17 protein-coding genes, 1 rRNA gene and 1 other RNA gene are annotated in these 15,593 nt (G+C 45.7%); 17 read left to right on the top strand and 2 right to left on the bottom strand.

Annotation, left to right across the window (positions count from 1 at the left end):
• Positions 1-89: 89 nt before the first annotated feature.
• From AAV90_RS04020 to AAV90_RS04010, 3 genes are all read left to right on the top strand, one after another.
• Positions 90-2,426 (top strand): hydratase, encoded by a 2,337-nt coding sequence (locus AAV90_RS04020; protein WP_046496149.1) that lies wholly within the window; start codon positions 90-92, stop codon positions 2,424-2,426.
• A gap of 207 nt (positions 2,427-2,633) precedes the next feature.
• Positions 2,634-3,893, top strand: a complete 1,260-nt coding sequence (locus AAV90_RS04015) for a DNA polymerase Y family protein (RefSeq protein ID WP_046496146.1) — start codon at positions 2,634-2,636, stop codon at positions 3,891-3,893.
• A 40-nt stretch (positions 3,894-3,933) separates the two neighbouring features.
• Positions 3,934-4,194 (top strand): hypothetical protein, encoded by a 261-nt coding sequence (locus AAV90_RS04010; protein ID WP_046496144.1) that lies wholly within the window; start codon positions 3,934-3,936, stop codon positions 4,192-4,194.
• A 48-nt stretch (positions 4,195-4,242) separates the two neighbouring features.
• Here the strand turns inward: AAV90_RS04010 and AAV90_RS04005 are convergent, their stop codons facing one another.
• Entirely contained in the window at positions 4,243-5,034 is a 792-nt protein-coding gene (locus AAV90_RS04005) for an enoyl-CoA hydratase/isomerase family protein (RefSeq protein ID WP_046496142.1), read from the bottom strand.
• A 154-nt stretch (positions 5,035-5,188) separates the two neighbouring features.
• Positions 5,189-5,431 (bottom strand): hypothetical protein, encoded by a 243-nt coding sequence (locus AAV90_RS04000; RefSeq protein WP_046496141.1) that lies wholly within the window; start codon positions 5,429-5,431, stop codon positions 5,189-5,191.
• Positions 5,432-5,651: 220 nt separating this feature from the next.
• On the opposite strand from AAV90_RS04000, the gene AAV90_RS03995 reads away from it, so the two are divergent.
• From AAV90_RS03995 to AAV90_RS03935, 14 genes are all read left to right on the top strand, one after another.
• Positions 5,652-6,440, top strand: coding sequence for a crotonase/enoyl-CoA hydratase family protein (locus tag AAV90_RS03995; RefSeq protein WP_046496139.1), 789 nt, complete (start codon positions 5,652-5,654; stop codon positions 6,438-6,440).
• A 137-nt stretch (positions 6,441-6,577) separates the two neighbouring features.
• The gene (locus tag AAV90_RS03990; RefSeq protein ID WP_052729592.1) at positions 6,578-7,057 is read left to right on the top strand and encodes a YhcN/YlaJ family sporulation lipoprotein; all 480 of its coding nucleotides are present in this window, start codon (positions 6,578-6,580) and stop codon (positions 7,055-7,057) included.
• A 210-nt stretch (positions 7,058-7,267) separates the two neighbouring features.
• An RNA gene (gene ffs / locus AAV90_RS14405) (signal recognition particle sRNA large type) lies at positions 7,268-7,534 on the top strand.
• 690 nt (positions 7,535-8,224) lie between these two features.
• Complete coding sequence (gene dnaX / locus AAV90_RS03985) at positions 8,225-9,718, top strand: DNA polymerase III subunit gamma/tau (RefSeq protein WP_046496138.1); 1,494 nt, start codon at positions 8,225-8,227, stop codon at positions 9,716-9,718.
• 12 nt (positions 9,719-9,730) lie between these two features.
• Positions 9,731-10,057 carry a YbaB/EbfC family nucleoid-associated protein gene (locus AAV90_RS03980; protein WP_046496136.1) on the top strand — a complete coding sequence of 109 codons (327 nt, stop codon included), beginning with the start codon at positions 9,731-9,733 and terminating at the stop codon, positions 10,055-10,057.
• 49 nt (positions 10,058-10,106) lie between these two features.
• On the top strand, positions 10,107-10,697 hold the full coding sequence (gene recR / locus AAV90_RS03975) for a recombination mediator RecR (protein ID WP_046496135.1): 591 nt from the start codon (positions 10,107-10,109) through the stop codon (positions 10,695-10,697).
• Positions 10,698-10,815: 118 nt separating this feature from the next.
• Complete coding sequence (locus AAV90_RS03970) at positions 10,816-11,091, top strand: hypothetical protein (RefSeq protein ID WP_046496133.1); 276 nt, start codon at positions 10,816-10,818, stop codon at positions 11,089-11,091.
• Positions 11,092-11,358, top strand: a complete 267-nt coding sequence (locus tag AAV90_RS03965; RefSeq protein ID WP_052729591.1) for a pro-sigmaK processing inhibitor BofA family protein — start codon at positions 11,092-11,094, stop codon at positions 11,356-11,358.
• 258 nt (positions 11,359-11,616) lie between these two features.
• The gene (locus AAV90_RS03960) at positions 11,617-12,342 is read left to right on the top strand and encodes a P-loop NTPase family protein (RefSeq protein ID WP_242847479.1); all 726 of its coding nucleotides are present in this window, start codon (positions 11,617-11,619) and stop codon (positions 12,340-12,342) included.
• Positions 12,343-12,398: 56 nt separating this feature from the next.
• The gene (locus tag AAV90_RS03955; protein WP_046496131.1) at positions 12,399-13,487 is read left to right on the top strand and encodes a ferredoxin oxidoreductase; all 1,089 of its coding nucleotides are present in this window, start codon (positions 12,399-12,401) and stop codon (positions 13,485-13,487) included.
• A gap of 19 nt (positions 13,488-13,506) precedes the next feature.
• Positions 13,507-14,256: a thiamine pyrophosphate-dependent enzyme gene (locus AAV90_RS03950; RefSeq protein ID WP_046496129.1), complete on the top strand. Its 750-nt coding sequence runs from the start codon at positions 13,507-13,509 to the stop codon at positions 14,254-14,256.
• Entirely contained in the window at positions 14,256-14,834 is a 579-nt protein-coding gene (locus AAV90_RS03945; protein WP_046496127.1) for a 2-oxoacid:acceptor oxidoreductase family protein, read from the top strand. Before AAV90_RS03950 ends, AAV90_RS03945 begins: the two co-directional genes overlap by 1 nt.
• Position 14,835: 1 nt before the next feature.
• Positions 14,836-15,102: a 4Fe-4S dicluster domain-containing protein gene (locus AAV90_RS03940; protein ID WP_046496125.1), complete on the top strand. Its 267-nt coding sequence runs from the start codon at positions 14,836-14,838 to the stop codon at positions 15,100-15,102.
• 367 nt (positions 15,103-15,469) lie between these two features.
• Positions 15,470-15,593: ribosomal RNA gene (locus tag AAV90_RS03935) — 16S ribosomal RNA — on the top strand; the annotation flags it as partial.

The raw sequence follows: 15,593 nt of genomic DNA, 5'->3' as shown, positions 1-15,593 counted from the left end.
CTTGTAATTTATAACCTGGTTGGGAATTAATGAATCAGGCAAAACCCTTACAACATCATAATAATATATTTCCACGTGGAGGTGCGGTTTTGCTACAGTTAATTGATAACGGTGTATATTTGGTTAACCGGGAAACCTTGGTGCAAATATCTGCAAACGGGGAAGTTCTGCCCATTTGCGGCCAAGTAACGGACGGTTTGCTGCTTGAGGGCAGTCGGGCAGAAACAGCCCGGCAAAACACGATGGCTTATCAGATTTTAATGCGGCATAATACCAGCGGCGACCCGGATAAATTAAAAATTCGTTTTGATGCTTTGGCATCGCATGATATTACTTATGTTGGGATTATACAAACAGCTCGGGCCAGTGGTCTGAAAGAATTTCCGCTTCCTTATGTATTGACCAACTGCCACAACAGTTTGTGCGCAGTCGGAGGAACGATCAATGAGGATGATCATGTATTCGGGCTTTCCGCCGCGCAAAAATATGGGGGGATATACGTTCCTGCCCATATGGCCGTGATTCATCAATATATGCGGGAAATGATGAGTGCCTGTGGTCATATGATACTGGGCTCGGACAGCCATACCCGCTATGGCGCGTTGGGAACCATGGCAATCGGTGAAGGCGGCCCGGAATTGGTCAAACAATTACTGCAAAAAACGTATGATATTGCTTATCCGGAAATTATAGCCGTATATATGGAAGGAAAGCCCAGACCGGGTGTGGGGCCGCAGGATGTAGCCTTAGCTATTATCGGTGCAGTATTTGAAAAAAACTTCGTAAATAATAAAGTGCTGGAATTTATCGGTCCTGGAATCAAGAACTTATCGGTTGATTACCGAAATGGTATAGATGTCATGACGACTGAAACCACCTGTTTAAGTTCGATCTGGACAACCGATGATAAAGTAAAGGATTTCTACCGGATTCATGGCCGCCCGGAGGCATATAAGGAATTGCATCCCGGGGCATTGGCTTACTATGATGGAGCGCTCGTAATTAATCTGGATAAAATTGAGCCGATGATCGCTTTGCCTTTTCATCCCAGTAATGTCTATAAAATTAGTGAACTGAACCGAAATGCGGGCGACATTTTGCCTGCCGTAGAAGCCAAAGCCCAAAAACAACTGGATAATCCCAATATCCGCTTTGCGCTTGCCGATAATTTAGTCAACGGTCGCCTGCGGGTTGATCAGGGTATAGTAGCGGGCTGCGCCGGAGGGACTTTTGAAAACCTGTATGAAATTGCCTCCCTGTCCGAAAATCGTTCCATTGGTAAGGGGGCCTTGGCCTTCAGCGTCTATCCAGCCAGTCAGCCGATTTATATGGAATTGATCCAAAATGGAGCCGCCGCCAAGATGATGGCGGCCGGCATTACGATAAAAACCGCTTTCTGCGGGCCATGTTTTGGGGCCGGCGATGTACCCGCCAACGGAACCTTAAGCATTCGCCATACAACGCGCAATTTTCCAAACCGGGAAGGCTCCAAACCTGGCGATGGGCAAATCTCGTCAGTTGCTTTGATGGATGCCAGATCAATTGCCGCCACGGTGTTTAATGGCGGATATCTGACCCCGGCAACCGAGATGGACCTAAAGCCCTCGGCTCCAGTTTATGCCTTTAATAATGAAATATATGAACATAGGGTTTACCAAGGTTTTAGACAACCTTTGCCTCGGGAGGAATTAAAATTTGGTCCGAACATTGCGGACTGGCCGACTATGATTGCCCTGCCGGAGCATTTGCTGTTAAAAGTGGCTACGGTAATCACCGATCCGGTCACAACGACCGATGAGTTAATCCCTTCGGGAGAAACATCTTCATATCGCTCCAATCCTATGAGACTGGCGCAATTTACTTTGTCTCGAAAAGACCCGGAATATGTGTCTAAAGCAGCCGCTATAGATCAGCTGGAAAAGGAACGCCGCGCTGTTATAAAGTCAGCCGCACAGACAGGGATATCGGATGCACTGCAGGATCTTTGCAAGCAGGTCATCAGGCAAACCGATCTTTTTGAAGATACTTTCGATATGTTAAATACCACCGGCATCGGGAGCGTTATTTATGCCCTAAAACCTGGAGACGGCTCCGCCCGGGAGCAGGCTGCGTCCTGCCAGAAGGTGCTGGGAGGCTGGGCGAATCTGGCGGTAGAATATGCCACCAAACGTTATCGCAGCAATCTGGTCAATTGGGGACTGTTACCGTTTACCGTGGAAAAAACGGTCGAACCTCCGGTTGCACCAGGGGAGCTGATTTTTATTCCCCACATAAAAGAACATCTAAAGACGGGGGAAGAGGAAATTACGGCCCTGATTTTGAGCGCTGCTAAGGCACGTCCTCTTAAGCTTTATTTAAATAAAATGACGGCTGATGAAAGAGAGATTATCCTAAAAGGCAGCCTGATTAATTATTATGCGAATTAAGATAGGCATAAATTAAGAAAATAGATTTGATGCGGTAGTTTACCCTAGAGGCTGTCCTGAAAGACGGCCTCTTTTTTGCGACTTTTTTATTTTGAAAATCCTGGCATTTCCCTGACGGTGGGGTATTCTGTATGATTAGATTACTTGACTAGGAGAGGGAGAAGTCGTATTATTAGAACAAACGTTCTAATAATACGAGGAAGGCAGATGGACAGAGTTATTTTACATTCGGATCTGAATAACTTTTATGCCTCGGTGGAATGTCTGTATAGGCCGGAAATACGCCATAAGCCGGTGGCGGTATGTGGTGACCCGGCTGCGCGGCAGGGGATTGTACTGGCTAAAAATTATCCGGCCAAAGCCACCGGAATCAAAACCGGTGAAGCGATCTGGCAGGCCCGCCAAAAATGCCCGGGGCTGGTGGTTGTTCCGCCCAATTTTCCGCTGTATTTGCGTTTTGCGCATCTGGCTCGGGAGATATATGCCGACTATACGGATCAGATTGAACCCTTCGGGCTGGACGAAGCCTGGCTGGATGTTACCGGCAGCCGGGAAATATGCGGGGATGGTGTTAAGATAGCAGATGAAATCAGGGAGCGGATTAAATTTGAAATGGGTGTAACCGCCTCCGTGGGGGTTAGCTACAATAAGATATTTGCCAAACTAGGCAGCGATATGAAAAAGCCTGACGCCACCACGGTCATTACCCACGACAATTTCAAGGAGCTGGTATGGCCTTTGCCGGCAGGTGATCTGCTATACGTAGGCCGAGCTACGCAGCGCAAACTGGCTCGCCGGGGAATAAACAGCATCGGCGATATCGCCCAAAGTCCCCCGGAATATTTAAAATCTTTTTTGGGAAAATGGGGGGAGGTTTTGTGGTCTTTTGCCAATGGCAACGATCATTCTCCCGTAACCCGTATAAGCGAAGCAGCCTTGATAAAAAGCGTAGGTAACAGCATTACTACCCCGCGTGATTTAGAAAACGATGCGGATGTGGAGATGGTTTTTTATGTGCTGAGCGAAAGCGTGGCGGCAAGGCTGCGCAAACATGGACTTAAATGCCGTACAGCCCAAATTCATATCCGGGATAACAGCTTATTTAGCTTTGACGCCCAAGGAAAATTTTTAGAACCTACCCACCTGTCGAGCGATCTGGCCGAAAAAGCGATGGAGCTATTCCGGGCTCAGTACGGATGGGCAAGGCCCATCCGCAGCCTGGGGGTACGGGGCTGTAACTTGGTTACAGCCGAAAATAATGAACAGCTCTGCCTATTTGCAGATGAGGAAAAACGCTTAAAACAAGAAAAAGTTGAGGCAACGGTAGATGTGCTGCGCCATCGTTTTGGGCATCTTTCTATTCAAAGGGCGGTTTTGTTGCAGGACACTGATTTTAGAACCATAAATCCGCAGGAAGATCACGTTATTCATCCCGTGGGTTTTTTCAAGCCAGGAAAATTACCGTAATAGAGGGAAAAATATTATATATGGAAGGAAGACTACCGCAATGGAAGCCAAACAATATCACAACCCGGATAAAATCTATCTTAGTGTAAAGACTGTTTTTTATCGGGAGGGGGGCCTTGAACCGATATCCTTCCTGTGGGAGGATGGACAGGAATACGAAATAAGCAAGGTAACCGATATTCGCCGCGCTGCCAGCTTAAAAGCAGGCGGAACAGGTATTCGCTATACCTGCAAAGTGCATAACCGGGAGGTCTATCTGTTTTTGGAGGAAGACCGCTGGTTTATGGAAAGAAGAGATTAACCAAACCGGTCGGGGGCTTTTTATATTTGCCCCGACCGGTTTGGGTTTTTATCTGCCTTTAAATTCCGGAACGGATTTTTGTCTCAGAGCGACCTGTACCCCTTCACGGAAATCCTCTGTCAAGGAAACCTTCAAAAGAGACTGTCTTTCTTCTTCCATAAGAGTTTCCAAATAGGGAAGCACACTCTTGTTAAGCAGGGCCTTGGAGTTGGCAAAAGCCTGGGTAGCACCACGGGCCATTTGCTGGGCATACTTTAAGGTGGTCTCAGCTAATGCTTCCGAAGCCACCACTTTATTGACCAGACCCCATTGCAGGGCTTTTTCAGCCGTAATGACTTCATCCAGAAACACCATTTCACTGGCCCTAGACAGCCCGATCAACAAAGGCATGAGCTGGGTCCAGCCCCCATCCTGATTAATTCCCAAACTGGTATAGGCCTGCTTAAAAACCACCTGACTGTGACAAATACGGATGTCGCAGGCGGCTGCCAAACTTATGCCCACACCGGCGCAAATTCCGTTTATGCTGGCGATAACCGGTTTGGGCATCCTCCTGATATCGCTGACAAAGCGCATAAGGGACACGGTGTTTATACTAAAAGACGTCTGCACATTTTCAATACTATCAGTGGGATCAATCCCTCCACCCATACAAAACGCTCTATCGCCCACTGCTGTAAGGACTACCGCCCGGATACTCTCATCCAGGAAACACTCATTGGAAATATCGGCTAATTCCCGGAAGGCCGCCCCGTTAAGAGCGTTATAAACCTCCGGCCGATTAATACTGATGGTTGCTATCCCATCGCTTTTAGAAAACAGGATAAGATCTTTCGCCATTAGATATCTCCTTTCAACAAGTTATTAAACAAAAATATCTAATACCGTTATATCATATTTAAAGCCCCACACCAACCAAGGGGACGATTCTTGTGGCTGGTACTGCTTACAGTACCAGCCACAAGAATCGTCCCCTTGGTTGGGTTTCACGAAACTAGCTTCTAATAATCGGAGAATACCTAGTCAAATAATCGAAAAGGTAGTTTTCTTCGTCATCGGGCAGGGTGGCTTCCTCCAGATCATCTGCATCAACCAGTGCCATTTCGCCAATATTTGAAAATGTTACCTGCGCATTATCGCCGAGTAATGAATCGACCCACACCGGGTTCCGGCCGTATACTATCACCGAATCGCCGTTATATGATTCCGAAATTTCCTCAAAATCTTTTGATTCCAAATCAGGGCACCTCCTTTTTTGCTTAGTATGTCAAGAAGGGTCAATTTTATACCGCCAACCTTTAATAATAGTTTTGACCCAATTCGCCAGCACATTTATAAATTAAACCTTCAAATCCGCGGATTGAATCCAAAAACCAAGAGATTGTTAAAAAAAACGGTTATAATAAGACTATGATAACTAGGTGCTGGTTTATTTATTATATAAAGGAGGAAGTATTATGAGTGATGGAAAAATTACCGTAGAAACCCGGGGAAATATTTTGCTGATGGGCTTTAACCGCCCTGAAAAACGCAATGCTTTTACCCTGGACATGTATTATGATTTAGCCCGCGCTTACGGTGAACTGAGCCGTAATAAAAACCTGCGCTGTGGACTTCTGTACGCGGTGGGGGATCATTTTTCCTCCGGCTTGGATCTGCCGCAATGGAGTCCGGTTTTTGAATCCGGTAAGTGGATGGAGCTGGAGGAAGGCATGATTGATCCCTTCGGCATAGATGAGGATAATCGTTGCAAAAAACCGGTAGTTATGGCCTGTCAGGGCATCTGCTATACCATCGGTTTTGAGTTGTTGCTGGCAGCCGATGTAAGGATTGCGGCTAATGACCTGCGCCTAGCCCAACTGGAAGTAAAACGGGCCATATTCCCGACCGGCGGGGGAACGGTGCGGATGTTCCAGGAAATAGGCTGGGGAAATGCCATGCGCTACATATTAACCGGCGATGAAATGAGCGGAGCGGAGGCATATCGGCTGGGTTTGGTTCAAGAATTGGTTGAACCGGGACAGCAATTTGACCGGGCCCTGGAAATGGCAGAAAGGATTTGCCGGGCGGCTCCTCTAGGAGTTCAGGCTGCGTTGGCCTCAGCCCGGCGCGCCCGAGTGCACGGTGACAAAGCGGCTCTGGCAAGCCTTTCCGAAGAAATAAAACCCTTGATGAAAAGCAAGGATTCGCAGGAAGGTCTTAAGGCCTTTTTAGAAAGAAGAGAGCCAAACTTTACCGGCGAATAAAATAATAGTATAGTATGATTCCAAAATCAGCCGTTCGCTATATTTATAAATATTGCGGACGGCTTTTTTATCATTCGCATACTTTTTGTTTATATACGAATAATAACAATAAAAAAAGATCAAGGAGGTTTCTTATTTTGCTATTATCGAAAAAGGCTGTAACGGCAATGATGACACTTGTGTTGGGACTAGGCTTGTTTGCTGGTGGATGTTCTGCCCAAAAAAAACCCATGGAAAACCCCGCGCCGCCGGTTAAACAGCCCCAGGCTAAAATGCCTGCAACCGATGACCAGCGGATAGCCCAGCAAAGCGCCAAAGAAGCCGATAGTGTCCAGGGCGTTAACCAAGCTACCGCGGTGGTGGCCGGAAAAAGGATTTATATTGGCCTGGATTTAGGTGCTAATATGAACCGGCAACAGACAGATAAGGTGGAAAAGACAGTCCTTGACCGGGTCAAAAAAAGGCATTCCGGTTATATGGTAGTGGTAACTTCCGATATTGATACCGTAACCCGCATAAAAAATGTAGCCCGCGGAATAGGTGAGGGCAAACCTATTTCCAGTTTTACCAAGGAAATACAAGAAATTGACAACCGGATGAAACCTAGAAGCAAATAGTATCCTACCCCAGAGTCGGCACTCAACTTGAGTGCCGACCTCCTTTCAGAGATAAAAAATTACCCCACAAAAATAATTGATCCCCCTAACCGTTGTAAAGTTTACCCTTGTGGCAATGGCCCTTGCAAATCCCCCTGAAAGAATGTACAATGAACAAGCAAAAGACTAAGATGCACCAGGGGATTTTCCCCTACCTAAGAATAAGATTTGCCGTGCTAGATGGGGAATTAGCGGTGCCCTGTAACCTGCAACCCGCTACAGCAGGATTGAATTCCTGAGCTGAGGGTCTGTTCTTGTAGGGTCTGGCTTGAATAAGTGGCGGAGAAGTTTGGGTCCTGCGCAACGGGACACCTTGAACCGTGTCAGGTCCGGAAGGAAGCAGCACTAAGAGGTTCATCGCGTGTGACGGAGGGTTGCCTGAATGGAGTTAACTGTTCAAGTAACGCCTGGGAGACAGTCTCGAAGCCAGGTGCACGGCAATTAATATTTAATATTAGACGCGGATCACGCGGATTTCCGCAGTTTTTTAAATATTATTACCCCACCGTAGCGGATGCTTTAGCTTCCGCAAGCAAGCCCGTTACCGCAATATGTACCGGAACAAAACAACTTACGATTATCTACCCTGGTAGCGGAACGAAAAACTTACGATTATCTACCCTGGTAGCGGAACGAAAAACTTACGATTATCTACCCTGGTAGCGGAAGCTTTAGCTTCCGGTGGGAAGCAGAGCTTCCCCATTAGTATCACGCCGCCTCCCCGATTCCGGCCACGAAATATAGACTATTAGGGGAATAGACGCGGATAACGCGGATTACCACGGCAACCTTAATTATGAACGAAGTTCATATCAGTAGTACCCGTAGGGTGATTTACGCGGTTTTATTAGATATTTAAACCACCGTAGCGGATGCTTTAGCTTCCGCCAAGGAAACGTAGTTTCCTAATCCGTAAATCACGCAGCTATTTTCATGGGTAGTTGTGTTTTACGGTCAGGGGGGTTAGTAAAAAAAGCAGGGTTAGGCCCTGCCTTTCTTTTGGGCTGAAAACGGTGGATATTATATTACATAAACCCGCCCGTTTGGGGCAGGTAGTTTTCAGAGGAAAAATAGGATAAAATATATAGTGGGTTTTTATTCACAGGAGCTGTAAAGGGGGGCACGGAAATGGCATACCTTGCTTTGTACAGGGCTTTAAGACCACAGACCTTTGCTGAGGTGGTGGGCCAGGAGCAAACGGTTACAGCCCTGCAAAACGCCATCAAGGACGACCGCTTGACCCATGCCTATATTTTCTCCGGGCCAAGAGGAACCGGTAAAACCAGTATTGCCAAAATTATGGCCAAGGCTGTTAATTGTGAAAACCCTGTCCAAGGCGAGCCCTGTAACCAGTGCTCGGCTTGTATGGACATTAATAATGGCAATTTTATGGATGTCATAGAAATAGACGCCGCTTCCAACCGGGGGATCGATGAGATTCGTGATCTGCGGGAAAGGGTGCGGGTGATGCCGGCCCAGGGCAAGAAAAAGGTCTATATAATTGACGAAGTACATATGCTTACCACCGAGGCATTTAATGCCCTTTTAAAAACCTTGGAGGAGCCGCCAGAATCAGTAATATTTATTCTGGCTACGACCGAGCCGCAGAAAATTCCCAGTACCATAATATCCCGCTGTCAGAGATATAATTTCAGGCGGCTTCAACCCCAACAGATTATCCTGCGCTTACGGGAAGCCGCCCACAGCAATGGAATAGAACTCGATGATGATTCCCTGGCTTTAATTGCCCGCCGGGCTAACGGGGGTATGCGCGATGCACTGGGGATGCTGGATCAGCTTTATTCATTCAAGGATCATGATATTAAGCGAGAAGACGTTTTAGAAGTCCTGGGGTTGGTGGATGACCTGTTTGTGTCCCGTTTGCTGGATGCGGTTTTGGCTCAGGATCCAGGTACCATGGTCGATATGCTCAATACCGCGCTTAATGAAGGCAAGGAAGCCGGGCAGCTTATCAGAGAAACCTCATTATATTTGCGGGATTTGCTGTTGTACAAGCTGGTAGGCGAGCGGGCTGAATTTTTATTTGTGGGGGCAGCCAACCGGGAAAACCTCCAAAAACAGGCCCAAAGGGCTGACAAGCATAAAATACTGCAATCGTTGCGCATAGCTATGGAGGCCGGGGAGAAATTAAAATTCAGTGAAGGACAGCGATTTCTGCTGGAGTTGACATATCTGGAAATGATGGCCCTGTTTGCGCAAGAGGAAGCCAAACCAGCCGAAATAAGCGAAGGAAAAAAGAAACCGACCGCTGCCGACAAAGAGAAAATCGGGCGAAATGATGCGCGCGAGATATTATGGAATCGAATCCTGGCGGGTGTAAAAGAAAAGAAAATCCCTACCCATGCTTTGCTCTCCCAGGGCAAATTGCTGGGCACTAAAGGCGATACCATGTATATTGGCTATCAAAAAGGCTATGGTTTCCATAAAGAGAGGATGGAGGAAAAAGCCAATCGCGAAATATTAGAACAGGTTATCAAGGAAGTTTTTAACCGTGACATGGAAATCATCTTCGTATTCCTGGATGATCAGCAGGTTAATGATATGGTGGTCAAAAAAGCCATTGAGTATTTTGGTGAAGATATAGTGCAGATAAAGGATTAGGAGGAAGGTATTATGAAGTTTAATCCCGGCGGGGGAAACATGAATCAAATGATCAAACAGGCCAAAAAAATGCAGGAACAAATGGAAAAAATGCAGGGCGAACTGCAGGATAGGGTGGTAGAGGCTTCGGCCGGCGGCGGTGCCATTACAACCAAGGTAAATGGCAGACAGGAAATCCTGGAGATCAAAATAAAACCAGAAGTGGCAGATCCGGAAGATATTGAAATGTTGGAGGATCTAATCCTGACAGTTATAAACGATGCCATAAAAAAATCGCAGGATATGGTTTCTCAAGAAATGGCCAAAATCACCGGCGGATTAAATATTCCCGGACTATAGAAATGCGGGGAATCCAGGGCGCATACCTGATTTTTAAGGAGATGAACAAATGAGATTGGCTCGGCCTTTGGAAGACCTGATTGATCAACTCTTAAAGCTACCTACGATAGGGCCAAAGACCGCACAACGGCTGGCCCTGTTTATATTGAAAATGCCTGCGCAAGAAGCTCGCCAGCTAGCCCAGTCGATCATAGATGCCCAGGAAAAAGTTTTCCCTTGCCCGATATGCGGCTTTTTTACGGATCAGGATCCCTGCCTGATATGCCAGGATCAGGATCGGGAAAGCCAGCTATTATGCGTAGTGGCTGAAAGCAGTGACATTATTGCTTTAGAAAGAAGCGGTTACAGGGGCAAATACCATGTTTTGAACCAGAGCCCCAGCTTGGATGAGCTGGATCTGGGCGCATTGGATCTTACCCCCTTTATTAAAAGACTGCAGGCAGAAGATACAAAGGAAGTCATTTTAGCGCTCAACCCGGATATGGATGGGGAAATACTATCCCGCTTTTTAGCTGCCGCGATTACCCAACTAAAGATAAAAGTAACGCGTTTGGCCCATGGTTTGCCGGTGGGAGGCGACATTGAGTTTGCCGATGAGATAACCTTGCGGATGGCCATAGACGGGCGAAAAGAACTATAGAAAATAGTATATTTAAAACCATTTATTGAAATAGTTGCATAACCTGCAGTCGGCCGGCATATGATGCAGAAATGGAAATAACTGCAATATATGCCGGGAGGTCAGGTGGGTGTGCATAATGTTTAAATGTAGATTTTTAGCAGGCTGTAGTTTAAAAAAAGAGGCCGCCAAAAAGGAACTATTTTCCCCCTTGGATAAAGCAACTGTACAACAGGCCGGTCTGGAGCTTAGGCAGGCTTACCAAGTATTATCAGAAGTTGAAGATCCTGATATGGTTGATTATGCTGTATTCACAGTGCAGGCAGCCGAAAAAAGGTATGGCTACCTCGTGAGGAGATTAAAGGAACAGGAAAAGCAAGCTGTATCAGTTCACTGCGTTAGAGGTGATACGTAGATGGAAAAAATGAGTCTGATTTTGGCAGCTTTGATTTTGTTGGGAATCATATTTTTAATTACCCAAATAATAATGAAACCGATCAAACTTATCTGGAAAATCTTATTTAACTCGATAGTAGGGTTGCTGCTTTTATTGTTAACTAATTTTATAGGAACTTTTTTTACTTTTGCCTTACCGATAAATATTGTTACCGTATTAATATCTGGATTTCTAGGCATACCAGGTATTTTGTTGCTCATCTGTTTCGAACTGCTTTTGGTATAAATAAAATAATCGACCAGGGACGTTTTTCTGGGAGGCTTGGGCTGAGCCGACTGGAAGAACGTCCCTGGTCGATTATACATATATGAAAGCCCCGCGAGGCAGAATATTAAAAAAATTTACAGCTATAGGCCATAAGGATATTTAATATATAAATGTGCGTAATATTTGCAGAAAAAAACTTTATATTGACGCACATTACTGGACTAATTTATACTTATTAAAAATCCCTTTCATCAACTATATATTTTAAGCCGCTGATTGCATACTGATGACATAACTTTAGAAATAGTGTGTTCAGGAGGTGTAAGTTTTACGAAAGAATTACAGGCAAGAATCGCAGAAGCATATATTGGTGAGTATGCCAGTGGCAAAAGCGAATTGAGCATTAATAGGGCTCTGGAACTGAGAAAACAAGGTCGCCGGGTCAACCTGGTTGACCTTGATACAGTAGAGCCTTTTTATACTTTAAGGCCTATTAAAAAAATGCTTGAAGAACAGGGATTAAATGTAATAGCCTTTTCCAAGGAGGATACTTTCGGGTTGGGTGAAACCGGAGCCATGTTAAACCCCCAGGCCCGCTGGGCTTTGCTGAATGAGGGGGATGTTATACTGGACATAGGCTATGGCGTATATGGAGCCCAAACCCTTAATCTGGTGGAAGGAATAGACCAAACGCCAGAGTTAAAAGTATTAGTGGTTTTGAACGCATCAAGACCCTTAACGAATTCACCTGCCAGGATTAAAGGATATCTTAGTGAATTGGGAAGGGTCGATGGCATTGTGGCCAATACCCATATGGGAGATGATACTACTATTGATATTATTTCAGCCGGCAACCAGATGATTATAGAGACGGCCCGGGAAATGCAAATACCGGTTAAATATTTTGCAGTAGATAAAAAATTTGAGGGTCTAATGCCTACCGAACAGTTAAATGTACCGGTAAAGTATATACAGCGTTATATGCCGATGGCAATCTGGTAATATTATTTTAATTATTCCTGACCATTAGTAGTTTGAAACGGAGGTGCGTTAAATAAATGCAAAGAGTAATTGGCGAGAGTAAAAGGTCTTTCGTGACCGGAAACGAAGCCGCCGCCTGGGCTTGTATGGCAGCAGGCGCTGATATAATGTTTGGTTACCCCATTACCCCGCAGAATGAAATTATGCATTACTGGACCCGTATTGCTCCCCAATTTGAGCGTGAATTCCTGCAGACGGAAGATGAACTATCCGCAGGTTTTACCGTCTGTGGAGCTGTTCAAAGCGGCAAAAAAGCATTTACCGCCACGGCAGGGCCGGGTAACGTATTAATGCAGGAGCCTTTTGGCATGGCTGAGGCGATGCGTTTGCCGATAGTTGGGATCATCCAGCAGCGGGGCGGACCATCTTCGGGAACGGTTATTTACTCCCAACAGGAAGTAACCCTGACCACCTTTGGAGGAAACGGTGAAGGCCATAGAATCGTATACTCCACTGCTACTCACCAGGAAATTTATGACTATATCGTCAAAGGGTTTAACGTAGCCTGGAAACACCGTTTCCCGGTATTTATCCTGGGGGATGGATATCAGGCCAAGATGAGAGAACCCCTGGAAATGTATGATCCGCAAGACAAAGGCATAGAAATGGTGGAGCCATATCCCCTGCTGGGATTGGGAGGTAAAATAGGAACAGACCGCGAGCCCAGCCATTTATGCAATATTTATAGCCTGGAAGAAGAATTATATGAAGTAGTATTAAAATTTGCGGCCGAGTATGAAGCCTTGGCACCTCAAATAATAGAATACGAAGAAAGAGAATGTGACCAGTCCGATATCATAATCCTGGCCCACGGAGTCGTTTCCCGGGCCGCCGATGATGCAGTCAAAGCCCTGCGGGCTCAGGGAATTAAGGCCGGTTATTTCCGTCCCATTACCCTAAGACCTTTCCCGCAACAGCAGCTGCGCGATGCCATCGCCAGAAGCGGTGCCAAAAAGATGTTGATTGCCGAGTCGGCTTACGGTCAATTTGATCGCCTGGTGAAACAGGAGATTTATGGCGAAACCATCTCAATCGAAAACCTGTTTATGCCCGGGGTAGGAATCATTGAAAACGATATTATTAACAAAGTTAAAAGCATTTTATAAGGAAGGGGGTTTTTTTTAAATGGCTACACCAACCGTACCAAAATCATGGTATTTACCCACCAAGCCTCATAAATTCTGTCCCGGTTGCGGGCATGGGATAGTATTGAAGGCTCTGGGAGAAGTAATAGATGAAATGGGGATACAGGATCAAACTATCTTCGGGTGTGACATAGGTTGTTCATTGTTATCCTGGAACTTTTTTGCCTGTGACAGCACCCAGACCCATCATGGCAGAACTACCCCGGTTATGACCGGTATAAAAAGAGCCCGCCCCGAATTACTTTGCATTGGGTATATGGGCGATGGCGGCGGATATTCAATCGGCTCCCAACACCTGTTAAATGCCGCGGTAAGAAATGAAAAACTGACCCTTGTTTTGGTAAACAACACCAACTATGGTATGACCGGCGGACAGATGGCACCTACTACCCTGCCCGGACAAAAAACCGAAACCAGCCCATTTGGAAGAAATCCCGAGCAAACCGGATATCCTACCATGGGGCCGGAATTTATTGCCCAGTTAACTCCGGATAGTGCCTATGTGGCCAGGGGCACCGTTTCTAAATACAAACAGTTAAAAAAATATCTGAGAAGTGCCTTAAGAAACCAAATGGAAGGCAATGGTTTTTCTTTTGTAGAGGTATTGTCCACCTGCCCCACCAATTGGAGAACCAATGCCAGCCAAACCTGGAATTTCCTCGAAGACGAGATGGAAAAATACTTCCCGGTAGGCGAGCTTAAGACTCCCTTTGGAAAGGGGGAAAAATAATGTCATTATTTAGAATCGCCCTGGCTGGTGAAGGCGGACAGGGAGTGCAATCGATTGCCGAGATCTTGGCTGAAGCCGCTTACAACGAAAACAAGCAGGCCATCTATATTCCCAATTTCGGGTTGGAACAGAGAGGCGGTGTATCCATTGCTTTTCTTCAATTTAGTGAAAGAAGGATCGGCGCACCAAAATTTCAAAAGGCTGATATCGTAATTGCACTTAGCAGTCGGGCCGTAGAAAGAACCTTGACATATTCCGGTGAAGAAACCCTTTATGTATATGACAGCAGTTTTAAACTAGGCCCAGAGGAACTGCCTGAACAGGCCAAACAGATCATAGATCTGCCGGCCATCGAAACAGCCAACAACAAACTGCATCCCCGGGTATTTAATATCATTATAATGGGTGCAGTAATAGGGCTTAGCAACGTAGTCAGCTTTGAAGCTGCCAAAGAAGCTCTGGAACACAAACTGGCCTATAAATTTGAAAAAGATCCCAAGCTAAGAGAATTAAATTATAAAGCCTTGGAAATCGGCAAAGAAATGGGCGAGAAAGCGCTTAAGGAAGGGGTGGTATAGGATGTCTAAAAAAGAGATAGAATCAATTAGCTTCGATATGGATAAGGCCACCTTTCATATTTTTCCCCCATACTGCAAAGGTTGCGGATTATGTAAAGAAAAATGCCCCAATCAAGTTATAATCTGGTCAGAAAAGTTAGGCGTATATGGGACGCCAACCGTAAAGCCGAAAGATGAAGACAGCTGTATCGCCTGCAACATATGCGAAATGGTTTGTCCAGATTGTGCCATATCAATCGTTAAGAAAAAGAAAAGCAAAGCCATATAACAAAAACCCCTGCGGCCGCAGGGGTTTTTAACGCCAGAAGCAGCTTGTGAAAAACACGGTTTAGCTTGGCTTTTTAAGGACTTAACCAGCATACTAAAAACACGCTTGCCAACCGTAAAAAAACCAACATTTAGTCTTGACATAAAATAGGCCAGATGATATCATAATTCTTGCGCGGCAGGCGAGAGTCGAAGCGCGAGATCTTGATAAAACAGAACAAAGAGAACAAGAAGTGCGAAAAAATGGTTTTCTTAAATAGAAAGAAGACCAAGGTCCAGCGAAAAGAGTTTTAAAAAAAGCCAATCAAAACGCTGATAAAAGAAAAAGGTACGGGCAGCCTTAAAAAAGGGAAGCCTGTAGCAATATTTTATTGGAGAGTTTGATCCTGGCTCAGGACGAACGCTGGCGGCGTGCCTAACACATGCAAGTCGAACGGACTAATGTTTGACACTGAGTGTTTTAAGAAGGATCAAGAAGAGTCAAGACCCGAA

Source organism: Syntrophomonas zehnderi OL-4, assembly GCF_000983115.1.
Classification (GTDB): Bacteria; Bacillota; Syntrophomonadia; order Syntrophomonadales; family Syntrophomonadaceae; genus Syntrophomonas_B; species Syntrophomonas_B zehnderi.
Note: the sequence above shows the minus strand (reverse complement) of the source record. Positions and strands in the feature narration are given on the sequence as shown.